This is a genomic window from Geobacter pickeringii, from assembly GCF_000817955.1.
In the GTDB taxonomy this organism is placed as follows: domain Bacteria; phylum Desulfobacterota; class Desulfuromonadia; order Geobacterales; family Geobacteraceae; genus Geobacter; species Geobacter pickeringii.
This window is the reverse complement of sequence record NZ_CP009788.1, coordinates 811,019-834,593: the sequence shown is the minus strand read 5'-3', so window position 1 is coordinate 834,593 and position 23,575 is coordinate 811,019. Positions and strand designations below refer to the sequence as shown.

Here is a 23,575-nt window from a genome sequence, read left to right as displayed (position 1 = left end):
CGGGATCGTCGTCCCGCCGGATTTATTCCGCTTCGCCGCGTTCCCGGGCCTCCCGCGTCAGGTCCTCCAGGGTGATGGAGTCGAGAAATCCCCGGATCCGCTCACCGAGCATCTGCCAGACGTTATGGGTGGTACACGCGGCCGGCCGGGTACAGCGCCCCTTCTTCTCATCCATGCACGAAACGGGGGTCAGCGGCTCCTCCACGGTCGCCACGATCTCCCCCACCCGGATCGCCGCGCTCTCGCGGGCCAGGAGGTACCCCCCGCCGGGGCCGCGGACGCTCTCCACGATCCTGCCGCGCCGCAGGCGGTTGAAAAGCTGCTCCAGGTAGTTGAGGGGAATATCCTCGCGCTCAGCGATATCCCGAAGCGCCACGGGCCGCCCCCCCGAATGGAGCGCGAGATCAACCATGGCCCTCACCGCATATTGTGCCCTTGTCGAAAGCCTCATTGCGTCCTTTCGTTACCGCTCTCCCTCGACCTCGCGCCTGAGGGCGGCATGATCGGCCGAGAGTTCGGCATATTTGCGCTCCAGTTCCCGAAGCTGTTCGAACAGACAGGAGATCGCCTTCGCCTCGGGGTCCGGAAGCTTGCCGTGCTCGAAGTCCGCCTTTTCCTTCGGCTTCTCGGTGGCCATGACCACCCGCCCCGGAATCCCCACGACGGACGCGTTGGGAGGGACCTCCTTCACCACCACGGAGTTGGAGCCGATCTTGGCTCCGTCTCCCACCGTGAAGGGGCCGAGCACCTTGGCTCCCGAGCCGATGATGGCGTTGCTCCCGATGGTGGGATGGCGCTTCTTTTTCTCCAGGCTGACGCCGCCAAGGGTGACGCCGTGGTAGATCGTGACGTCATCGCCGATCTCGGCGGTCTCGCCGATCACCACCCCCATGCCGTGGTCGATGAAGAGCCGGCGGCCGATGGTCGCCCCCGGATGGATCTCGATGCCGGTGAAAAATCGTCCCAGGTGCGAGAGGAAACGCCCCAGGAAGAAGAATTCGTGCCGCCAGCACCAGTGGGAAAACCGGTGGAACCAGATGGCGTGGAGCCCGGGATAGCAGAAGAAGACCTCCAGCGCGCTCCGCGCCGCGGGGTCGCGCTCCTGGACCGATTGGATATCCTCGCGCAGTCGTGCAAACATCGATCTTCCTTCCCGGGGGAGAGCCCCCTGCTCGGGGTTGGCGCCGGAAACGCTGCCCCGTCGGCCGGCGTCCGACATCAAGGGCATTATCAGTCAGGTATCATACCATACAATTTTTGTCAACTATGGTTTCGGTTACTCCAGCTCCCACTCTCCCCGCTCCCAGCGATCGAGCGCGACACTGGCCCGAAAGCCGAGAAGACCCGGCTCTCCGGCAAGCCGGCGAAGAACGGGCACGCACCGCTCCGGAGCATGGCGAAGCGAATACACCGCCGCCATTCCGGCAACCGGCCCCCCGCCCCGCTCGGCCAGGAGCACAAGTTCCTCTCGTCCCTCCGCCCCACAGCGGACGATCTCCCCGTACAGCCGCTGGACGATGGCGGCATGGTGCCGGGCCCCCTCTTCGTCCATCGCCTCCACCGCCGCGGCATGGAGCGACGCCGCAGCCGCAAAGCGGTGCAGAAGCCGCTCCAATCGCTCATCAACCATCTCATTCCCCCCAAAGAAGAAAAGGGGCCCGGCCTCATTGGCCAAGCCCCCTGTGTTCCTACTGGCGCCCGGAGCCGGGATCGAACCGGCACAGCACTAAATGCCGAGGGATTTTACGTTTTCCAGACAACACATCTCGGCAGCACTGGGCAGATAAAGAGTACGACAATTCCAACACGTAACACAAGAATATTTATCGGCAGAGCATTGCCGTTACCAGACGAAGGTCGCGCCAGTTGCTCTGATTCTACACTCAAACCGGTGGCCAAAAATTGCCGGAGGCTAATCATCATCAGGCTGATTCACCGAGAAGAGGACCTTGCCGTCGGCATTTTTCCGGTGTGCCCGGTCCAGCCAGTCTGCCGCCTCTTGCGCCCCTTTCAGCTTGCCATCCAGCACCCTCAGGATCAGCTCCTGGGTGAGCACCGTATTGAAACGCCCCCGGTAGGTAAGCCCCTCCCTCTGATGCGGGAATTTAACCATGAACGGAACATGCTCGTAGTCGGTCTCCCCGTCATAGGTATTGGTCCTCCAGTGGTGATCCGAGGAGATCACCACCAGTGCTCCATCCCAGGTCCCCTCCCGCTCCATCTCGGCACGCAACTCCTCGAGACAGCGGTCGGCCAGCGTCATGTTGTCCAGGTACCCCTGGCGTTCGTCGCGGTTGAAGGCGAGCCGGCCGCTTCCCCTTTGGTAGATGTTTGGAGAATGCGGCAGCGGGTAGTGGAGGAAGATGAAGGAGGGGCGCTCTTTCCTCACCGCCGCGGCCACGTCCGAGCGCATCCGCTCGACGATCCGGATATGATTGTTGCCAAGGATGGTGTTGCTGAAGGGGAGAAAACGAAAGTCCCAGACCTCGTACAGCTGGAAGAGGAGCACGTCGCGCAAGCGGTCCGAGGTGAAGAAGTTGTAGCGCGGGTAGTCGCGGCAGAGATCGACGCCGTGCAGGAGCCGGCTGTAGGGGTGATACCAGCCGAAGAGGGCGGTGCTTCCCTGCCGTTTCTTGACCCGGTCGAAGATGGTCTCCTGGGCGGCGAAGTCGAGCCGCGTCCCGTCATTGGCGCGGACCAGTTCGAGGCGCCTCGCCCCGAGCGGGGTGGTGGTTTTGAGCGGGATCCCGGTCAACAGGGCCGGCAGCGATACCAGGGTGGCGTCGCTGGGCGAATAGGCCTGGGTCGCCCACAGGGCGTTCTCCCTGAACTTGTCGAAGGCGGGAAACGCGAGACCCGGCGGGCGTTTCTCGAAGAGTATCCGGTAGTCCGTCTCATCAAAGATCGCCCACACCACGGGGATCCCGATCCGGTCGACCAGAGGGGCGGGGGGATCGATCCGGTGCGGATGAAAGCGGGCTGGGGGCTCAATGGCGGCAAGCGCCGCGGCGGCCTGTCCGAAGGTGACCGGGAGGAACGGGACGAAAAGGAGCGGAAGCACGGAAAGAAACCGCGCTAAAACTTCCCGGTACCTCGCCACCACGTACACCGCGGTCAGCGTCGAAAGCCAGCAGGCGATCTCAAGGAACAAGACACTGTGGGGACCATAGAAAAAGGCGAACCGGGCCAGCGAAATTCGGGAGATCCCGACCCCGTAGAGGGCAGCCACCGCCACCAGGGGGACGAGAATGACGTGCAGCCAGGAGTTGAGGGTTCGGCTCCCCTTGGTCACGCGGAACAAGCAAAAGAATATCACCCCCCACATGGTGACGTTGAGCATCAGGGCGAGGTAGCTGTTGTAGGGAGAGGACGGCAGGAGGTAATCGCTGCCGCCGCGGTAGGGAAGGAGCTTCAGCCAGAGCCTCAGGAACATGAGGTTTGCCAGCGACAGTGAGGCGGCCAGATCCCGCAGCCTAGCGACCATTGTGTTTCTCCATCAGGTAGAGTATGCGTCCGTGATTGCCAATCCCGGTCTGTTTGAGGATCCGGAAGTGCGCCGCGGCGGCCTCCTCGAACACCTCGGGGGTCAGATGCCGATGCAGCGCCTCGTGCCCGCGGGCGATACGCAGAAACTGCGGGTCGTCGGGGGGGACGTACTCGGCGACCAGGTAACGTCGGGTCACCTGAGCCGCCAGAGAGAAGAGTTTCGGAAGCGGGATCCGGTCGGTTACCAGCAGGTGGTGGATCAGGGCGAGCATCAGGAGCGCATCGAAGCCCCCCCGGCTCCGCTCCAGGAAGGAGGGGGTCTCGGCATAGTCCCACCCAAGCGCCGGGGTGGGGCGTGCGAAGTCCACCACCAGGGGGAGAATGTCCCGTCCGTTCTGGCGTGCCTCCCTCCAGAGTGCGCCAACCACCGTTGGGTCCCGGTCGATCGCCACCACCTCCGCTCCCGCTTCTGCGGCGAGCCGGGAGAAATGCCCGGTGTTGCACCCGACGTCGAGCACCCGCGCAGGGCGGGCCTCCCGGAGGAACTCCTCGACGAAGGCGCTCTTGGCCGCAAATGAACTCTCGTCATAGCAACAGCTGCGGCAGTAGTCGTTCCAGGCGCTCCCTTTCACAGAAGCCGTCGGGATCCGATCGATATCGCGGCGCAGACGCCGGAACAGGGAGCCGAGCACGAAGCGCGCCTGCTCAGCGCTCCCCATCCGGCGCGGCCGGTAGATAGCGCTCCCCTTCGCCTCCGCCCTCCCCGAGAGCCAGACCGGCAGAGTCACCGTACCAAGAAAGGGAGGCAAGATCCTCCGCAGCGGACCCAACATCCGATAGAGTTCCATCGGTTCCAGGCCGTCGCGGCGGCAGAGGAAGATGGAATCGAGTGGAAGGCCGAGGCGGGCATGTGCCAAAAGAGGGAGGGTGAAGGTGCGGAGGAACTGGGCCTGGGGAAGCCAGATCGGATCGCACGGATGGCGTGGCTCAAAGGAGAGGAGATCGACAAAGACCGGGCGGGGCCCGCGGAACAGGACGTTGTAGGGGGAGGCGTCCTTAAGGCCGACCCCCTGAGCAAGCCCCCGCTCTGCCAGGTCCAGGGTGAGCGAGGCTGCGGCCTTGAGCATCTCCGCAGGCCATTCGGAGGGAAAGGAGGGAAAGGGAATGACCTCATGGGTAAGGAAGAGGTCTTCCTTGGCCGCCAGGGGTGGCTCGCACTCCTGGCGCCGGCAATGGTGCGCCAGCACGGTGTGGCCCCCATCGAGGATTTCGGTACCGATCAGGTCGCCCGAAGCGATCAGCCCGCGCAGGACTTCCCCTTGCAGCAGCGAGCGGTAGACCGGGGCGGCCTCGGCCCGGATCTGCCGGATCAGGTGCGGCCCGATGAAATGGAGACGCCCCGCGGGATCACGGAATGAGCGCACCTAATCGCCCTTCTTGATCAGCTTAACGAGTACCGACATGAACCTCTTGAGATAGAAGAGGAGCCCGAGGCAAAACGACACGCCGAGCTGCCAGAGCATCGTCCCGGAGCCAGGGTCCGTATAGGCGTGGACGGTGGCAGGGAAGAGGAGACCGAGGTACAGGATGAACAACATTTGCCTCATGGCGCACTCCAAGTGTCCAATTTTCATAATGGCCGGCGCGATTCGCCGGTTTCAAGCTACTCCGCGGCCGGCTCCTTTTCGTGGCGGTGCCGCTTACGGAAGATGGGGCAGGAGCCGAAATCACCGACGCAGTAATCAAGCAGGCGTGGGATGGTGGCCCCCGTGATGTTCATGCAATAGCAGTCGTCAAAGGGGTGCTGCAGGTATATGCAGACGTGCAGCCGGGGAGCCGCCACACCCGATTCGCATTCCTTGCGTGGTCTCAACAGAGGTTTCAACAAAGGATTTCTCCATGCACCAGGAGGACGGTGGCCCGGGGAGCGCAATTTAGGACTTCAGCCGGAAAGCCGTGGCCAGGAAGATGGGACCGGCACGGTCGTCAGGCCGTCAGGTTCCGCCCTTTCCTCTTAAGCAACAGCGGTGCCACTGCCTCAACATGCCGGAATTACCGGGCTCTAGGAGGTAAAAGGGGAGATAGGGGTGGGTAAAACGATGAATTGGACGGACGCGGGGGTGGGCAAAATGCAGAGTCGTCGGATTCAGAGGCGGTAGCGCTCCAGAAGGCGCTTGAAGCGGCCGTACTCCACGTCGAGCAGGCGTGCCGCCTCCATCTTCTTCCCTCCGGTGGCGACCAACGCCTGCTGGACCGCTTGGCGCGTCAGCTCGTCGAGGGTGAGCGGTACCCCGAAACCGTCCGCTCCTCCTTTGAGCGAGCTCAGGATGCCGGCAAGCTCCTCAGCGTCGAGGGTCTCTCCGGCAAAGAGGGCCGCCCGTTTCATGACGCTCTTCAACTCGCGGACGTTGCCGGACCAGGGCTGCCGGCTCAAAAGAAGGATGGCGTCGGGGGTGAGGCGCGGGGGGACTCGACTCAGCTCCAGCGAGATCTCGTTGAGAAAGGCCCGGGCCAGCAGCGCAATGTCCCTTCCCCGTTCGCGCAGGGGGGGAAGGGTGATCACCAGGTCGCTGAGGCGATAGTAGAGGTCCTCCCGGAAGGTACCGTCCTTGGCGTCGACGAGGAGGTCGCGGTTACTCGCCGCGATGATGCGGGTGTCGATCTGGACCTTGACGGTCCCCCCCACCGGAAAGAACCACTTCTGCTCCACCGCGTGCAGAATCTTGGCCTGAATCGCGGGGGAGGCGCAATCCACGTCGTCGAGAAAGAGGGTGCCGCCGCCGGCCTCCTCGAAGAGCCCCCGTTTGGCGCCTTGGGCGCCGGTGAAGGCCCCCTTGACGTGACCGAAGAGCTGACTCTCCACAAGAGATTCCGCCAGCGAGCTCACCGTCACCGTGACGAAGGGACGGTCCCGGCGCGGACTCAGCCCGTGGATGAGCGCGGCGAGGTAGGACTTCCCGACCCCAGTCTCCCCCTGAATGAGGATCGAGAAGTCGGTCTCCGCCACCCGCCGGGACTGTTGTATCACCCGCTGTATGGCCGGACTCTCCCCCAGGAGCAGTTCCAGCGATACCTGCTCGCGCCTTCTCGCCTCCTCCAGCTCACGGCGCTGGAGGACCGGCGCAGCCACCCGACTCACTGCAGCCACCAGCTCGCGACAGTCGAGCGGCTTGCGTATATATGCGGAGACGCCGAACTCGATCGCCTGGAGCAGATAGGCGGTATCAGTGAAGGCTGTGGAAAGCACCACCGGGGTCTCCGGGGCACGCTCCCGGATGCACCGGGCAAGCTCCAGCCCGTCCATGATCGGCATCTTGATGTCGCTCACCACCACATCGGGGTGCTCCCGATCGAAGAGTGCCAGCGCCTCCTTTCCGTCCGATGAGGCAATCACCGTCTCGAAGTACATCTCCAGAACGATGCGAATTCGCTCCCGCAGGTCGGGTTCGTCCTCCACGTAGAGGACCTTCAGGCGCCCCCGTTCATCCATTTCCCACCTCCCCGGCAGCGCTTGCTGCAAGCTCGATCCGGAAGACGGTCCCCTCAGCGGAACTGACGAAACTGATGCGTCCCCCCATGCTCTCCTCCACAATCAGTTTCGACATGTAGAGTCCGATGCCGGTCCCCTTCCCCTCCGGCTTGCTGGTGAAATACGGCTCGTACACTTTGTCCACAAATTCCGGGGGGATGCCGCAGCCATTGTCACGCACCTCAATCAGCACCCGATCCTCGGTGCGCCTCAGGGTTACCACCACCAGCCCCGGCAATCCGGTCGGCCGGGGGGCGGCGCCGTTTCTCGCAACCACGGCGTCGAAGGCGTTGCTCACCAGATTGAGCACGGACTGTTTAAACTCATTCTGGTAGCCGTGGATGAACAACCCTTCACCGTCGGCGGCATCGACCACCTCAAGATGCACCCCCGCGTTGGCGAACTGGGCATCGACCAGCAATACCACCTCTGCGATCTTCTCCCGGACCTCGAACTGCTCCGCCACCTTCTCGGGGCGGAAGAAGTTGCAGAAGTCCTCGATGGTTTCCGACATGTAGTAGAGCTGTTTCTGCGCGTCCGCCTCGGCGCTCTCCAGAAAGGCAGCATCCAGGCTCCCCCGCTCCCAGGCCATGCGCAGGCTCTGAATAGCCGCTCCAAGGGTGGCCAGCGGCTGGCGCCACTGGTGGGCTATGGCGCCGATCATCTCGCCCATGGCCGCCAGACGCGCGTGACGCGCCAACAGACGTTCCTGGTGCAAGCGCCGCTCGGTCTCGGCCTCCACCCGAAGCGTCAGGCTCTCGTTTAGGGCGTTCAGCTCGTTTTCCCGGCACGCGAGTTGTTGCGCCATCTCGTCGAAGGAACGGCCTAACTCCGCCATTTCGCCGCCGGCCAACAGCGGCGACACCCTGACCCCAAGATCGCCGCTGGCGAGCCGCTCCGAGGCCTCGCGCAGTTTATTGATCTGGTTGACGAAAAAGAACTTGCCAAGGAGGCTTGCCAGGACCACGGCCACCAACAGAAAGGGGGAGAGGATGGCGACCTGGAGCAGTTGGGCGCGCTGGGCCCGGGCCAGGGTATCCTTGAGCGGAAGGCCAGCCAGCACGTAGAGGTAGGGAACCTTTTCCTTCTTAAGTCCGATTCTGCCGTAGGAGGAAATCTTTCGCTCCTCGCTCCTTCCGAAATCGAGAAAACTTACCCGATCCGGTCCGGCCGCCATGCGCCGGAATACCTTCGGACAGAGCGGCTTCCCGATCTTCTCCTTGCGGCCCCAGTTCCGGTAGACGACTATCCCGTTGCGGTCGGCGAGGGTGAACAGAGCCCCCTTGGGAAGTCCTTCCTCCGTGAGCAGGCCGTTCAGGTATTCGAAGTTGACGGTGATGGCGAGGACTCCGTCGATTTCCCCCCGAGAGTTCAAAACCGGGTATCCGAAACCGATAGTCGGTTTTCCTGAGATCTTCTCGACGGTATACTCACCGGAGGAGAAACGCCTGGTGCGTACCACATTTTGGAAAGCAACGGTGTCGGCGATGGAAACCCTCCCGAGGGAAGGAAGGGCGGAGGCCCAGACGGTGCCGTGGCGGTCGGCAATCAGGATGTTGGCAAACTCTCCCTTCATTTGCAGGATGTTGGCGAGCACGGCATTGACCTCGCCCACCTTGCGTTCCTTCACGATGGGGAGGATGGAGAGCACGGTCCCCAACTGTTCCGCATCCCCGGTCAGGCTGTACTGCTCCGTGAGGATGCTGTGCACCAGCATCTTGGTCTCGGAGACGCCGGCGTTGAGCGCGTCGGTGCGTTCCTCGTATCCGGAATAGACGATGAAGATCACCGCCGGCAGGCTAAGCAGCAAGGCTATTAGCAGCAGGTGGGTTCTCAGTCGCCAGGAAAATAGAAATCGGGTAACCGCATTCATGCCATAACTCTTCGGTAACGCGCTCCAGGGTAACGATCCATTCTAACGCAGACGGTGGCGGGCGGACAAGGGAGATTCGACGGATCCAGCCGGGAGTCGGCAAGAGATGGAAAAAAGGAAAGCACGCAGCGGGAGGATCCGGCGGGGCGCCCGAAAAGGATGACCTTGACATGGAGGATCTCTGAGTGGTCATGCAACGGGGAATCGACGGAAACTGCACCCCATTTGCATAAAGTTCAAGCAGCGAAACGAATAAAGGCTTCACGGGTTATCCGTGAAGCCTTTATTCATGCTGGTGCCCGGAGCCGGGATCGAACCGGCACAGCACTAAGTGCCGAGGGATTTTAAATCCCTTGCGTCTACCAGTTCCGCCATCCGGGCGGCTTCAGACTACCCTTCCAGGTCGTTTACCCGCTCCCGAAGCTCCTTGCCGGTCTTGAAAAAGGGGGTCTTCTTGGCTGGGATCTTTACAATGGCGCCGCTCTTGGGGTTGCGCGCCTCGCGGGCGCCCCTCTCGCGGACGGTAAAGCTGCCGAAACCGCGGATTTCAACCTTCTCGCCCTTCCTGAGCGCCTCACTGATGCTGTCGAACACGAGATTAACGATCGTCTCCGAGTCCTTGCGGGTCAGCCAGGTATTAATTTCCGCCAATTGCTCGACCAATTCACTTTTCGTCATTACTGCACTCCTTGCTGCGATGGTAAGTGCGGCCCGGGCGCCGACTCGGCCCGGGCCAGTCTGCGGGGTGCCGCGAGGATCGTAAATCAGTCGTTGCTGTCGCCGTTCTTCTTGAGCCCTTCCCGGAGGAGCTCGCCGAGGTTCGAGGTGGCCTCGCCCTGGGCCTGCATGTAGGACTCGATCTCCGCCTTCTCGGCGGCGGCCTGGAGCGACTTGACGGAGAGCGCGATCTTTTTCTCGCCCTCGTCGACACTGAGAACCACCGCATCCATCTCGTCGCCGACGTTGGCGACATCCTTGGGCGAGGCGACCTTGTCGCGGGAAAGTTCGGAGACGTGGATCAGCCCTTCGATCCCTTCCTCGATCTCAAGGAAGACGCCGAAGTCGGTCACGGAGGTCACTTTTCCCTTGACGCGGGTGCCAGGACGGTACTTGACCGGAATCTCCCCCCAGGGATCGGGAGTGAGCTGCTTGATCCCGAGGGAGAGCCGCTCGTTCTCGACGTCGATATTCAGCACCACGGCCTGGACGGTTTGTCCCTTGGTGTAAATCTCGCCCGGGTGTTTCACCCGCTTGGTCCAGGAGATGTCGGAGACGTGAACGAGGCCGTCGATCCCCTCTTCGATGCCGATGAACACCCCGAAGTCGGTGATGCTCTTGATCTGCCCCTCGAGCTTGGTTCCGACCGGATATTTGTCCTCCAGCTGGGTCCAGGGATTGACCTGGATCTGCTTGAGGCCGAGGGAAATCCGGCGGTTCCCCATATCGACACCGAGGACGACGGTTGCCACCTCGTCCCCCACCGAGATGATCTCGGAGGGATGGCGGAGCCGGCGGGTCCAGGACATCTCGGAGACGTGAACGAGTCCTTCAACCCCTTCCTCAAGGGCGACGAACGCCCCATAGTCGGCGAGGCTCACCACCTTGCCGCAGACCCGGTCGCCGGCGCGGTACTTGTCCCCAACCGAAAGCCAGGGATCCGGGGCGATCTGCTTGAGACCGAGGGAAATCTTCCCTTTCTCCTGGTCGTACTTGAGGACCTTGACGCTGATCTTGTCGCCCGGCTTGAGCATCTCCGAGGGGTGGCCGAGGCGCCCCCACGACATGTCGGTCACGTGCAGGAGGCCGTCGACGCCGCCGATATCGACGAAAGCGCCATAATCGGTGATGTTCTTCACCACGCCGTCGCGCACCTGCCCTTCGGTCAGCGTTGCCAGCGTCTCCTTGCGGGAGCCTTCCCGCTCCTCTTCCATCAGGACCCGGCGGGAAAGGACGATGTTGCCCCGCTTCTTGTTGAGTTTGAGGACCTTGAACCGGTCGGTGACGCCGATGTAGCGGTCGAGATTCCCTCCCGGACGGACGTCGACCTGGGATGCCGGCAGGAACGCCTGGACGCCGATATCGACCGTGAGCCCCCCCTTCACCTTGCCGGTGATCGTCCCTTCGACGATTCCCCCTTCGCCGCCGGCAGCCTCGATGGAATCCCAGGCGGCGAGGCGCTCGGCCTTCTTCTTGGAGAGGACGGCATATCCCTTCTGGTTCTCCTTGCGATCAAAGACAACGCGCACTTCATCGCCGACCTTGATGGTCAGTTCACCGTTTTCGTCGTAAAACTCGTCGATGGGGATGCACCCCTCCGACTTGTAGCCGATATCCACCAGGACCAGTTCCTGGGTAATGTGTACCACGGTTCCCTTGACGAGCTCACCCACCTGGTGGTGGCGGAGACTGTCCTGGAAGAGCTCTTCGAATTCGCCCCCCCCTTGTTCCATCTCGTCGTCCGCATCGGCGAATCTCTTGATCGTCATGGCGGTACGGTTGTTCATCCCCTTGTCGTCACTCATTACAGCTGGCCTCCCTGAAGCTCGTGAATTAGGATATGCAAACGTAGCACATATCTATCGGAAAACTCAATCTTTTTTCTCAACATCAAGCGCCGCGATCCGGTCGATCACCTCGTCGATAAGCCATTTCGGCGTAGAGGCACCGGCGGTCACTCCCACCCGATTGACCCCTACGAACCACGCCGGGTCGAGCTCCTGGGCGGTCTCGATCTGGTGGGTGCGGGGCTGCAACTCGGTGCAGACCTCGGCGAGCCGCTTGGTGTTGGCGCTGTTGTACCCGCCGATGACCACCATGCAGTCGACCTCCCGGGCAAGGGACTTGGCCTCTTCCTGGCGGACGGCGGTGGCGTCGCAGATGGTGTTGAAGACCCGAATCTCGCCCCCCTTCATGAGGCATTCGAGGACCACATGCTTGAGGTTCTCGAACGACTGGGTCGTCTGGGCCACGATCCCCACCTTCTTCATCTTCGGCAGCCGGGCGGCCTCTTCCCACGACCCGACCACGAAGACCTTTCCCTCGGCGTAGGAGACGATCCCCTGGACCTCCGGATGATCGGCATCCCCCACCACCACCACGTCGTAGCCGGTCTGGGAGAGGCGCTTGACATGCTCCTGTGCCTTCTTGACGAAGGGGCAGGTGGCGTCGACGATCTCCAGCTCCTTGCGGGCCGCCTCCTCCAGTTCCTCGGACGTTACGCCGTGGGAGCGGATGATGATGGTTCCGTCGTTGAGGTTTTCAAGGGTCTTGAGAACCTTCACCCCCATCCCCTCCAGCTTCTGAACCACCTGCGGCGAATGGATGATGGGACCGAGGGTGAAGGTTGCCCCCCCCTTGTCGGCGGCTTCGAACGCCATCTGGGTGGCCCGCTTCACGCCGAAACAGAAGCCGGCACGCTTGGCAAGTACTATTTCCATCTGCTGCGACACTCCTGAACGATTGATACGACCGACACAGCTGTCAGCGTCCCGTCCCGACAAGGAGACGTTCCTTCTCCCGCACGATCGACTCCATCCGGGCAAGCACCTCTTCGAAGGAGAGGCCGGTGGAGTCCACATCCACCGCATCGCCCGCCCGCCGGAGGGGGGCATGCTCGCGGCCCGAGTCCTGTTCGTCCCGCCGGGCCACGGCGGCAATGGTCTCCTCCAGCGTGATCCGCTCTCCCCGGGCGGCAAGCTCCAGCCAGCGACGCCGGCCCCGTTCCTCCACTGAGGCGGAGAGGAAGAACTTCACATCGGCATCGGGAAAGACCACGGTGCCGATGTCCCGCCCCTCCAGGATAACGCCCCCCTGCCGCCCCATCCGCCGCTGGACCTCCAGCAGGAAGTCCCGCACGACCTTGCGGGCCGAGATGGCGGAGGTGAGGAGACTGATCTCCGGCGTCCGGATGGCGTCGGTCACGTCTTCGCCGTTGGCCAGCACGCGGCAGCAGCCGTTCGTCCGCGCGAAGGCGATCTCAAGGGACGTGCAGAGCCGGGCAAGCCCCGCGTCGTCGCCGCCATCGATCCCCGCCCGCTGTGCCGACAGGGCCACGGCGCGAAACATGGCGCCGGTGTCGATGTGGAGGTACCCGAGGCGGTCGGCAAGGGCCTTCGTGATGGTGCTCTTTCCCGCGCCGGAAGGTCCGTCTATGGCGATGATGAGTCCGGTTTTCTCTCCCCCCGCCGTCATCCCGCGCAGATCCTTTCGACAAGCCGGGTGAACGAGGGAAAGGACGTCCCGATGCACGCCACGTCGCTGACAGTGACGCCCCCCGTGGCCACCAGGCCGGCGACGAGCATCGACATGGCGATCCGGTGGTCGCCGAAACTCTCGACGGTGCAGCCGTCGAGCCGTTCCCGCCCGTCGATCTCCATCCCGTCGGCAGTCTCGGTGACCGTCACCCCCGCCGCCCGGAGATTCGTCGCCATGGCGGCGATCCGGTCCGTCTCCTTGACCCGCAGTTCCCGGGCCTCGCGGATCACGGTCCGCCCCTCGGCCAGAGCCGCGGCAACGCAGATGACCGGAAACTCGTCGATGGCGCGGGGGACCACGTCACCGGCGATCTCGATCCCCTTCAGCCGCGACGAACGGACCAGGATGTCGGCAACCGGCTCCCCCGACACCTCCCGCTGGTCGAGCAGCTCGATGGAGCCCCCCATGGCTGACAGGATGTCGAGAATGCCGGTCCGTGTCGGATTGATCCCCACCCCCCGGATGAGAAGCTCGGCGTTCGGCACGATGAGCCCTGCCACCAGAAAGAAGGCGGCGGACGAGATGTCGCCCGGCACAACGATGTCGCGCCCCTCCAGCTCCCGCCCCCCACGCACCACGGCACCGGACGGTGACACCTCGACGTCGGCGCCGAAGTGGCGGAACATCCGCTCGGAGTGATCCCGGGAGAGGTAGGGTTCCGTAACGCGGGTCTCCCCCGCGGCATAGAGGCCGGCCAGCATCAGGGCCGACTTGACCTGGGCGCTCGACACCGGCGAGTCGTAGGAGATGCCGGAGAGTTCACGGCCGACAATGGTCAGGGGTGCCTTTTCCCCACCTTCGCGGCCGAAGATCGTCGCCCCCATCCGCGCCAGGGGCTCCACCACCCGCCGCATGGGACGACGGCGCAGATACCGGTCGCCCGTCAGGACGGTGTAAAAGCGCTGGGGGGCCAGCAGGCCGGTCAGAAGGCGGATGGAGGTGCCGGAGTTGCCGCAGTCGATGACGTCGAAGGGCTCGACGAGGCCATGGAGCCCCTTCCCCGCGATCTTCAACGTCTCGCCGTCGTCGTCGATCGTCACCCCCATGGCACGGAAGGCGTTGAGGGTGGCAATGTTGTCCTCCCCCCGGAGAAACCCGCGCACCGTCGTCATGCCGCGGGCAATGGAACCGAGCATGATGGAGCGGTGGGAAATCGACTTGTCGCCCGGCACGGTGATCTCCCCGCGGATGCCGGTTACCGGCCGTGTAGCATAGGTCTGGACGCAGGTTTCGGTCATGGTGCACTCGGTCATGGGGTAGTTACAGGATTGCGTCCCTGCTCTCCTTCGATTCGCGGAAAAAACGCTCGAGGCCATCGGCATCACCGGCGGCGACCAGGGAGCGGAGCGTGGCGAAGTACGCCGCGAAGTGGTCCATCATCTCGATGACCCCCTCCCGGTTCATGAGGGCGATGTCGCGCCACATGGCGGGATCGGAGGAGGCGATGCGGGTAAAATCCCGGAAGCCACCGGCGGAATACCGGAGAATCCCCTCCTCGAACCGGTCGTATCCCTCCACTGCGTTTACCAGGGCGTAGGCGACCATGTGCGGGAGGTGGGAGATGGCGGCGACGAGGCGGTCGTGCTTCTCCGCATCCATGAGAACCACCTCGGAACCGGCCGCTTCCCAGAGCCGGACCACCGTCCCGAGAGCCGTGACGTCGGTCCGGGGCGTCGGGGTGACGATGCAGCGCTTCCCCTCGTAGAGAGTCGCAAAGGAGGCCTCCACACCGGAATGCTCCGTACCGGCGATGGGGTGTCCTCCCACGAAATGGGTGCCCGGGGGCATCAGCGGTTCGCAGGCGGCGACAACCTCCCCCTTGACGCTTCCGCCATCGGTCACGATGGCCCCCGGAGCGAGATGGGGGATGAGGTCCCGGACTACCGCGGGAATGGCACACACCGGCACGGAGAGAAACACCAGATCGGCTCCCGCAACGCCGGCGGCAAGCGTTTCTGCACCGCAGTCAACAACCCCGAACTCGTGGGCCCGCACCAGGTTGTCCCGGTCGAGGTCGACCCCGACGATCTCCCCCACCACCCCCGCCCGGCGGAGCGCCCGCGCCAGGGAGCCGCCGATGAGGCCGACGCCGATGACGGCCAGCCGTCTGACGATCACTCCCGACATGCTCATTTCGCCCGCGGGTACGACCCGAGAATCTTGACGAACTGGCAGTACCCTTTCAGTTCCTGGACTGCATCGGCGACCATCGGGTCGGTGACGTGCCCCGTGAGGTCGAGGAAGAAAATGTACTCCCACGCCTTTTTCTTGAGGGGACGCGACTCGATCTTGGAGAGACTCACGCCGCGCTTTGCGAACGGTTCGAGCATCCGGTAGAGGATCCCCGGCTCATCCTTCACCGAGAACATGAGGGAGGTCTTGTCGTCTCCCCCCTGCTCCGCCATCTTCTTGCCGATCACAAGGAAGCGGGTGAAGTTGTTGACCTGATCCTCGATCCGCTTCCGGACCACCTTGAGGTCGTAGAGGGAAGCGGCGAATTCGCTGGCGATGGCGGCGGCGGTGTAGTCGTCGCCCACAATCTGGGCCGCGAGGGCGGTGGAGGCGACGTCCACCACCGGCACACCGGGAAGGTTCTCGTCAAGCCAGGTACGGCACTGGGCTATGGCCTGGGGATGGGAATAGACCTTCTTCACGTCCTCCAGCCGGCCGGTGCGGGAGAGGAGATCGTGGGAGACCTCCAGCAGGACCTCGGCGTTTATCTTGAGGTCACTCTCCATAAACATGTCGAGGGTATGGGAAACCATCCCCTCCGTGGAATTCTCCACCGGCACCACCCCGTACAGCGCCCGCCCCTTCTCCACCTCTTCGAATACCGCGGGGATGGACTTCTGGGGAACGAACTCCGCCGAGAGACCGAAGTGCTGCATGGTGGCAAGGTGGGTAAACGTCGCCTTGGGGCCGAGGAACGCCACCTTCATGGGTGCTTCGAGAGAAAGGGATGCGGAGATGATCTCCCGGTAGACCCCCCGGATCGCTTCACTGGGGAAGGGGCCCGGATTGGCACGGGTGAGGCGTTCGTAAATCTCGCGCTCCCGCGAGGGAGAATGGAAGTCGCGCTTTTGTCCCGCCTTGACCCGGCCGACATCGATGGCGAGTCCGGCACGGCGGTTCAAAAGCTCCAGGATACGGTCGTCAATGGCGTCGATATCGCGACGCAACTCGTCGAGGCTTTTCGTTGTGCGCACAGGGACCATCCGGGGGAGGGAGAATGCGGGCGAGCCGTGGAGGGGGTACTCTAGCGGAAAGGGGGCTAAAATGCAAATATTTTTTGGTATACGGCATCATCGGCCGGAGCCGCTCCCGGCCGCGAGGGACGGCATCACTTGAGACAGACCTTCCGGATCTCCTGGATATCGGTAACCCCCTGAAACACTTTGAGAATACCGTCCTGTTTGAGGGTCGTCATCCCGTCGGCCTTGGCCTGGCGGCGGATCAACTCGGTATCGGCGCGTTTTTTCACGAGGGACTTGAGGGGATCGGTCCCTTCCAGCACCTCATGAATCCCCAGCCGTCCCCGGTAGCCGCTCTGCCCGCAGGCGGGACAGCCGACGGGACGCGCCAGCACCAGTTCATTCCCCATGAGGCCGGTGGCGGCAAAATCATCCTCGCCGTACTCGGCGATGATTTCGGCAAGCTCTTCCCTGCCGGGGCGGTAGATCTCCCGGCACTCCTCGCAGAGGCGCCGGGCGAGACGCTGGGCAATCACGCAGAGCAACGAGTCGGAAAAACTGAAGGGGTCGAGCCCGATCTCCAGAAGCCGGGTGACGGTCTCGGGGGCCGAATTGGTATGGAGAGTCGAAAGGACGAGGTGGCCGGTCAGGGATGCCTCCACGGCAATGGAAGCGGTCTCCTCGTCGCGCATCTCGCCCACCATGATGACGTCGGGATCGAGGCGGAGGAAGGAACGGAGAGCCGCCGCGAAGGTGAGGCCGATCCGCGGGTTCACCTGCACCTGCCGCAGCCCCTTCTGGGTGATCTCCACCGGATCCTCGGCGGTCCAGATCTTCACCTCCGGCCGGTTGATCCGCGCAATGGCCGCGTGAAGGGTAGTGGTCTTGCCGCTCCCCGTGGGGCCCACCACCAGGACGAGTCCGTAAGGCTTGCGGATCGACTCCTCGAAGACGCGCATGTTGCGCGCCGTCAGCCCGAGCTTGTCGAAGGAGAAGGTCTCGCCGGTGTTGACGAGCCGGATCACCACGTCTTCGAGGCCCCCGCGGTCGGCATGGTGGCGATGCGGAGCTCGCAGTCCAGCGGCCCGAACTTCTTGAAGTTGATCTTGCCGTCCTGGGGCTTGCGGCGCTCGGCGATGTCCAGCTCGGCCATGATCTTGAGCCGGGAAGGAATGGCGTACTTGTACTTGTAGGGGATGCGCTGGTACACCTTGCAGCCGCCGTCGACCCGCATCCGGACGATCACGTCGTTCTTGCCGGGGTACGGCTCGATATGGATGTCCGACGCCCGTGACTGGTGGGCGTCGAAAATGACCTTGTTGACCAGCTTCACGATGATGCTGTCCCGCTCGGAAACCCTGCGAACCTCGTCCTCGATGTCCGGCTCGTCCTCCACGACTCCGCTGAGAATCTCGGTGATGCTCCCGGGGGATATTTCCAGGTCGGCTTCGTCGAAGCTGTGCGCCGGAGAGGAACCGGCAGCGGTCTTGTAAAGCCGCTGCTGCGCCTGCGCGATCTCCCCCTCCGTCGCGATGACCGGGATGATGCGGCAACGGATGCTCTGCTCAAGCTCCTTCAACTCGTGGAGTTTGAGGGGGTAGGCCATGGCCAGGGTTATGGTGTTGCCAATCTTCGAGATGGGGACGATGCGCTGCTTCTGGGCGTAGCTGGCGTTAATGGCCCGGGCCAGCTCGGGCTCGATCTCGAGGGTGTTGATATGGACGAAGGAGAGGTCGTACTGGGAGGCCACCGCCTTGGCAAGGGGTTCTTCCTCCACGAAGCGGAGCTTGCGGAGCACCCGCTCCAGGGTTGAACCGTCGCGCTTGGCCGCTGCCCGAGCCTGCGCCAGACGCTCCTCATCGATGAGGCGCTCCTTCAGCAGGATGTCGCCGAGCCTCTGGCGCTTGCCGGTCTGTTCGAGAATGTAGGAAAGCTCGCTTTCGGAGAGAAATCCGAGCTTGCAGAGCAACTGCCCCACCGGACGGCCGGGAAAGACCTTCTGCAGCTCCAGCGCCTGACGGAGCTGGTCTTCGGTGATCAGCCGGTTTTCGAGAAGGATCTCTCCGACCTTTTTCTGGGACATGGTGCCGCAGTCCTCCTCACGTCGCCGTTGCGCGCCCCGCTACTCCCGGGAAACGACGGGCCGAATCAGTGGGCGACGATGGTGTAGCCGTTGGCGTCGAGCAGATCCCGGAAGAGCGGATCGAGCTCGGCGTTGGTGAGAAACGCCGGTTCCCCCGCGGCGCCCCGCAGCCGGAAACCGGACATCTGGACGCCGTAGGAGCTCTCCCGCACCGGCAGCAGATCGTGCCGCGCAAACACTCCCGGAATCCGCATCCGTGCGAAGAGCTTTTCGGAAACCTTGCGGAAATCGTCCTTGGGGTCGAGAACGACAACCCGGTAGCCACGGGTCTCGAGAAGCCGCGTCAGCGTGTAGGTGACCGGATCGCCGTCGAAATAGCTCACCACGAAGCGACTACCTCCCTCCTCGAAATAACGGTCGGCCCGCACATAGAGTCTCAGCCCACCGTCCCCCACACCATACAACTCCACGTTGCGGTCATTCTCGCAGTGGACGTTGAGGACGCGCAGGAGGCCGTCGACAACCCCCCGGGGATCGCGGGCAGTGATCTGGTAGAGGGTTTGCGGAGCACGCCCGGCACGGTCGTCGCGGGCCGAGAGCGGCTCAAGGACCTGGAACCCCTCGCGATTGAGGAACTGCACGAGCGAAGGGGGCATATTGCGCTGATTCTCGCCCACGTTCATCAGCACCACGTCATGGTGCAACAGGCTGTCGGGGCTCTTTTCGACCTTGAAGTCGGCGTTGACCGTCAACCGGGGATCGGAGCCGAACTCGAGCGAGATGTTTTCCTCCACCGAGTAGAAGCGGGCTCCCGCCAGCAGTGATGCCATGAAACGCTTGCGATTGCGGGGAGACTCGGAAACGATCCGGATCGACGGATCCTTCGCCTCGATGAGCGCCCGGACCAGAGGGGGGATCTTGCCGCCGGCGTCGACCAGGACCCTTCCCCCGTCAGGGGCGGCAAAGGTCGGAAAGTTTTCGGGATCGAGAGACAGGGAGAAGTTCTTGTCCTCAATGGCGATCGGCTGCGCCGCCTGCCCCTGGGAAGGGACCAGTCCGTCCCACAATTGGCGAACCGGCTCGACCCCTTCGGGCGCGCGCGCGGCGGCAACGCCGGTGAAGATGAGGCTGGCGGTGGGGAAGTACCCCTTCGGGCGCGCGCGCGGCGGCAACGCTCATCATTCGGAGAGAGTGCCCGGCAACCGGCGTGTCGCCATCCCCGGCAGCAACCGGCGCCGCGGCGGCGGGACGTTCGACCCGCTCGGGGCGCCGGGCCTCTTCGCCTCGCGCCGGCCGTTCCCCCGTCCCCGTACCCACTCCCGGAGCCAGAGGAATCCGAATGGACTGCCCCACCCGGAGCCGCCGGATGTCGGAGATGCCGTTGAGTCGTTTCACCTCGGGGACGAGGGCCTCCGCCTCGTCGTTGGAGAGGCCGTAGTCACGCATGAGGATCTTGAAGATATGGTCACCGGGACGGATGGTGTACTCGGAAATACCGGCCTCTGCCTTGGCGCCCTTGCGGGCTTTTTTCACGGCCTTGCCACGGTGCGACGCCTCCCCCGTGCTGTCGAGGAGCCGGGGATCGAGCTCAAAACGGGGATCGATGGCGCGGGCGTGCTCGGGACTCGCGGCAAGAGCGAGGGTTGTGAACGCCAGAGCAGCAGCGAGCCGGGCAGACAATAATCTCATTGAGACTCCCGTTGAATTGTTACTTGGAATAAATGAAGACGCATAATAACAACTTTTCATCCCCTGTCAACGCGCCCGGCCGCTCTGACGGACGGCCCCCCTCTGCAGGTCAGGGAAGAGAGATGACGACCCCGCGCAGCCCCCCCCGTTTCTGCCGATAGGCGACGAACTCTCCATTGCCGGCAGTCCGCCCGCGTTCCACGAGATACTTCCCCGTGACGGAGCGGGTAAGCACCGTCCGGCTGGGGGCTCCCGTGAGGTCCTTCAGTGCACCGTCGACGACCCCCTCGGGGAGCACGGCGCTGCCCCGGGGAATAATCTGAACCGCCCGCAGGGCGCCGTTCTCCCGAAACAGCCGGAACTCTCTCGTTTTTGCCACGTACCGCTCCCAGCCGGGATTGGTCTTGGTGTAGGCAGCATCCCGGTGCGCGGCTGGGATGAACGCGGGAAGGCCCGGTGACGATGCCGCCGGCACCGGCGCTGGCGACGGGGGATGTGGGGCGGGAGCGGGCGGGGGTGCCGGCACTGTTCCGGCCGGCTTTCGCTCGGGGAGCTCCGTCCGGGGAGTTGCGCTGTAAAAGTAGACTCCGGCGCAGACCGCCGCGACGAGCGCGACTCCGGCCACTGACGAGAACAGCACGCGGTTGCCGCCGCACGCCGTTTCGGCGGCAGTGGCACCTGGTGGATCGAGCGGCTCCGGCGGCGGGACGATGATGGTTTCGGCATTGAAGTCGGCAACCGTCGGCAGGCGGCGCTGGTCCGGCACGGGAGGAGGTGCAGCGGGCTCGACCGGTGGCGTTTCAGGCGCGGGAACCGCTACCGGCACTGCAACATCAGCCGGAGTAACGGCTGCAGGAGGAACGAACTCCGCCGGGGTGAGATCGACAGGGAGAGATGCCACGGCTTCCGGCGGGACGGACGGTTCAGGCTCCCCCATCCTGCCATCAGAGGCAAGAATGGGGTGAAACTCTTCCACTTCCGGTACCACCGGAGGAGCCGGAGGGGGCTCGGCGGAGGTGGCCGGTGCGGATGCAGAAGCGGGGGTTTCCCAATCGAAAAACTCGAACTCTCGCCCCTGTTCCGGAGAAGACGCCACCTCCGACACCGAGGGGGCCGCTGCCTCCTCTTCCTGCAAGGAGAATCCTGCCACGGGTGTCGGATTCACGGCGTCAACAGCCGGACTTTCCTGCCAGAGGCCGGCGCTGGCGGCAGTCACCTCGGCACGGAACGATTCGCGCAGCTCCGCCTCCGGCAGAGCGAGATCAACCGTGCCGTCGAACCACTTCTTCCCCCCCTGCGGCTTGAGGGGAGCGGAATGAACCAGTACGATCCGGGGAGCGTCTCCCCGCAGCAACGTCTTGATATGGCGGGCAACCGTCTCGCCCGAGATGCCGGAAATCTCGCTCTGGATGAAGACGGCAACCGGCCGGTTGTCGAAGACCTCCTTGAGCCCCTGGTCGAAATCGGGGGAAAGCCTGATCCTCGCCGTGCTGTGAGACTGCAGATCGGCAATGAGCTCGGCCGCTCGCATGTCGTCTGAGATAAAAAGCAATGAGTTCATATTCCGTCCCTGGATGCCCGGCTCCCACAAGGGCATGCTTTCATTTTAAACACCCATCTTGCCAATGCGACCAAACATGGCGTAACCACTTGCAAATACAAGGCCAGACGTGCCTCATCCGGCATGTCTCAGCCTCCTCCGTGCAGCCGCTCTCACGGGCAAACGTTCACCGTACGGGAAAAAAGCTCGCGCCGCTCGGTCGAAAGGGCCCGAACCTCCACCAAACAGCGGAGATCCGTTTTCCTGCCGACGAGCGCCCCCCCCTTGACGGCAACGATCGCCTGTCCCGACGGCGCTCCGGCGGCTTCTCGAGCCACGTGGAGCACCCCCTGTTCCAGATCGTCAGAAGGAGCGAGATAGCGCGGCTCGCCGACCTGTTCGACCCAGCCGTCGCGCAGGGCGAGATCGTAGACCTCGAGGGGGGCATTCTCCGCCTCCCCCGTGGGCCGGGTCAGCGTGACGTGGAGACGGGCCCCTTCTGAACCGGCGACGTGGGCGGTCCACCCGCCGCGGGTGATGTCCCGCCGGCTCTCGGCCGCCTCCAGGGCAAGCCGCTCGGCGCTGTTTCGCGGCCGGTGCCGCTCCCCCTCCAGGCCGGCGGTGGGGGTTCCCACGGGAGAGCCGGCGCAGGAGACAAGCACCGGCATCACCATCGCAACAATCGAAAACCTCAGCCTCATGACACCCTCCTCCAACTGCAGAGATGACGATCAGCGCTCCGGCATGACCTGCCGTTTCGTCCTTATCGTATCGGCATTCCGGGGCTCTTCCTTGAGTTTTCCGTCTCCCTTTCTTTGGATGGGGGCCGTCCTCCGCCCCCTATCACAGCCGTTCAGCGAGCATGAATCGCGAAATCGCGGAGCACCCGCCGTGCCCCTATCCCACCGTGAAGAAGGTGTTGCCTGCGGCGCCGCAGGCAAACATGTCCTTCAGGTCCAGGATCGATTGGGGGGTCTCTGCCATGGATACCCCATTGGGGATTGGTGTCGCCCGAGCAGTGGCGCGCTCAGAGCCGGATGAGGTCCTCGTGCGCTTCGTCGTGGGGATTGATATGGATCATCACGTCCCCCACGTTGGGAAACCGCTCGAAAATGAGCCGTTTCACGGCGGTGGCAACGTCGTGGGAGCACTTGACGGTCATCTCCGGATCCATGTCGAGCTTGAGGTCGATGATGACGTACTGGCCCGATCGGCGCCCCCTGATCTCGTGGACATGCTCCACCCCCGCGACGCTCTCGGCCAGCGCCGTCACCTCCCGGAGGAGCTCCGCGGCGGGCTGGGCGTCCATCAGGTCGTGGACGGCAGAGGTGAACGTCTCATAGCCGATGTGAAAGATGAAAAATGCCGTGAGCCCCGCTGCCAGGGGGTCCATGAAGCCGACGCCGAAATAGGCCGCGGACACCCCGATGAGGGTGGCGACCGACGTCACGGCATCCTTGCGATGATCCTTGGCCACGGCGAGGAGGGCCGGGCTTTCAAGTCGGCGCCCCGTGGCGACGGAGAAGCGGTAAAGCCACTCCTTGACCCCGATCGTCACCAGGGCGGCGGCAACGGCGAAAAGGTCGGGGGGCTGAAAGGTGCGGTCAACAATGGCATGAACGGCGCTGACGAGGATTCCCGCGCCGGTGCCGAAGATCACGAGGGAGACGATGACCGCGGCGATGCTCTCCGCCTTGCCGTGACCGTAGGGGTGCTTGTCGTCGAACGGCTTGCGGCCGACCCGCAGCGCCACCAGAGTGGAGAAGATGGCGATGAAATCGCAGGCGCTCTCCACCCCGTCGGCGAAGACGGCGTCCGACTTCCCGTAGTGGCCGGCCGCCAGCTTCATGACCATCAGCAACGCATTCACCCAGAACCCGATGGTCATGATCCGTTCGGCACGCGCGAACCGTTCTTCCCGTGGCAGCGA

Annotated in this window: 20 protein-coding genes, 1 tRNA gene and 1 pseudogene; all 22 read right to left on the bottom strand. The window is 63.7% G+C overall.

Going from position 1 to position 23,575, the window contains the following annotated elements:
• Window positions 1-22 precede the first annotated feature (22 nt).
• Window positions 23-451, bottom strand: coding sequence for an Rrf2 family transcriptional regulator (locus GPICK_RS03800; RefSeq protein ID WP_039740642.1), 429 nt, complete (start codon window positions 449-451; stop codon window positions 23-25).
• A 12-nt stretch (window positions 452-463) separates the two neighbouring features.
• A complete protein-coding gene (gene cysE, locus GPICK_RS03795) occupies window positions 464-1,141 on the bottom strand; it encodes a serine O-acetyltransferase (RefSeq protein WP_039740641.1) in 678 nt (225 codons plus the stop codon).
• A 135-nt stretch (window positions 1,142-1,276) separates the two neighbouring features.
• On the bottom strand, window positions 1,277-1,630 hold the full coding sequence (locus tag GPICK_RS03790) for a hypothetical protein (RefSeq protein ID WP_039745245.1): 354 nt from the start codon (window positions 1,628-1,630) through the stop codon (window positions 1,277-1,279).
• Window positions 1,631-1,912: 282 nt separating this feature from the next.
• A complete protein-coding gene (locus GPICK_RS03785; RefSeq protein WP_039740638.1) occupies window positions 1,913-3,484 on the bottom strand; it encodes a sulfatase-like hydrolase/transferase in 1,572 nt (523 codons plus the stop codon).
• Complete coding sequence (locus tag GPICK_RS03780; protein WP_052263265.1) at window positions 3,474-4,910, bottom strand: methyltransferase domain-containing protein; 1,437 nt, start codon at window positions 4,908-4,910, stop codon at window positions 3,474-3,476. Before GPICK_RS03780 ends, GPICK_RS03785 begins: the two co-directional genes overlap by 11 nt.
• Window positions 4,911-5,093: a hypothetical protein gene (locus GPICK_RS03775; protein WP_144400032.1), complete on the bottom strand. Its 183-nt coding sequence runs from the start codon at window positions 5,091-5,093 to the stop codon at window positions 4,911-4,913.
• 56 nt (window positions 5,094-5,149) lie between these two features.
• Window positions 5,150-5,359: a hypothetical protein gene (locus GPICK_RS03770; protein WP_236685638.1), complete on the bottom strand. Its 210-nt coding sequence runs from the start codon at window positions 5,357-5,359 to the stop codon at window positions 5,150-5,152.
• Window positions 5,360-5,632: 273 nt separating this feature from the next.
• Complete coding sequence (locus GPICK_RS03765) at window positions 5,633-6,976, bottom strand: sigma-54-dependent transcriptional regulator (protein ID WP_039740632.1); 1,344 nt, start codon at window positions 6,974-6,976, stop codon at window positions 5,633-5,635.
• Complete coding sequence (locus GPICK_RS16540) at window positions 6,969-8,825, bottom strand: sensor histidine kinase (RefSeq protein ID WP_052263264.1); 1,857 nt, start codon at window positions 8,823-8,825, stop codon at window positions 6,969-6,971. Before GPICK_RS16540 ends, GPICK_RS03765 begins: the two co-directional genes overlap by 8 nt.
• Before the next feature lie 356 nt (window positions 8,826-9,181).
• Window positions 9,182-9,269 (bottom strand) — tRNA-Leu (locus GPICK_RS03755).
• 9 nt (window positions 9,270-9,278) lie between these two features.
• Entirely contained in the window at window positions 9,279-9,566 is a 288-nt protein-coding gene (locus GPICK_RS03750; RefSeq protein ID WP_039740630.1) for an integration host factor subunit beta, read from the bottom strand.
• Between the two features lie 86 nt (window positions 9,567-9,652).
• Window positions 9,653-11,410: a 30S ribosomal protein S1 gene (locus GPICK_RS03745; protein ID WP_039740628.1), complete on the bottom strand. Its 1,758-nt coding sequence runs from the start codon at window positions 11,408-11,410 to the stop codon at window positions 9,653-9,655.
• Window positions 11,411-11,476: 66 nt separating this feature from the next.
• Window positions 11,477-12,325, bottom strand: coding sequence for a 4-hydroxy-3-methylbut-2-enyl diphosphate reductase (locus GPICK_RS03740; RefSeq protein WP_039740626.1), 849 nt, complete (start codon window positions 12,323-12,325; stop codon window positions 11,477-11,479).
• A 43-nt stretch (window positions 12,326-12,368) separates the two neighbouring features.
• Window positions 12,369-13,079: a (d)CMP kinase gene (gene cmk, locus GPICK_RS03735; protein ID WP_039740624.1), complete on the bottom strand. Its 711-nt coding sequence runs from the start codon at window positions 13,077-13,079 to the stop codon at window positions 12,369-12,371.
• Window positions 13,076-14,380, bottom strand: coding sequence for a 3-phosphoshikimate 1-carboxyvinyltransferase (gene aroA / locus GPICK_RS03730; RefSeq protein ID WP_039745238.1), 1,305 nt, complete (start codon window positions 14,378-14,380; stop codon window positions 13,076-13,078). Before aroA ends, cmk begins: the two co-directional genes overlap by 4 nt.
• A gap of 22 nt (window positions 14,381-14,402) precedes the next feature.
• A complete protein-coding gene (locus GPICK_RS03725) occupies window positions 14,403-15,269 on the bottom strand; it encodes a prephenate dehydrogenase (protein WP_407920193.1) in 867 nt (288 codons plus the stop codon).
• Window positions 15,270-15,271: 2 nt separating this feature from the next.
• On the bottom strand, window positions 15,272-16,348 hold the full coding sequence (pheA, locus tag GPICK_RS03720; protein WP_144400030.1) for a prephenate dehydratase: 1,077 nt from the start codon (window positions 16,346-16,348) through the stop codon (window positions 15,272-15,274).
• 134 nt (window positions 16,349-16,482) lie between these two features.
• Window positions 16,483-18,416: pseudogene (locus GPICK_RS03715) on the bottom strand (GspE/PulE family protein).
• Between the two features lie 65 nt (window positions 18,417-18,481).
• Complete coding sequence (locus GPICK_RS18145; RefSeq protein WP_236685637.1) at window positions 18,482-19,588, bottom strand: peptidoglycan-binding protein LysM; 1,107 nt, start codon at window positions 19,586-19,588, stop codon at window positions 18,482-18,484.
• A gap of 626 nt (window positions 19,589-20,214) precedes the next feature.
• Window positions 20,215-21,636, bottom strand: a complete 1,422-nt coding sequence (locus GPICK_RS03705) for a hypothetical protein (protein WP_052263263.1) — start codon at window positions 21,634-21,636, stop codon at window positions 20,215-20,217.
• Window positions 21,637-21,818: 182 nt separating this feature from the next.
• Window positions 21,819-22,346, bottom strand: a complete 528-nt coding sequence (locus tag GPICK_RS03700; RefSeq protein ID WP_039740618.1) for a hypothetical protein — start codon at window positions 22,344-22,346, stop codon at window positions 21,819-21,821.
• Between the two features lie 326 nt (window positions 22,347-22,672).
• Entirely contained in the window at window positions 22,673-23,572 is a 900-nt protein-coding gene (locus GPICK_RS03695) for a cation diffusion facilitator family transporter (protein WP_039745234.1), read from the bottom strand.
• Between the last annotated feature and the right edge of the window lie 3 nt (window positions 23,573-23,575).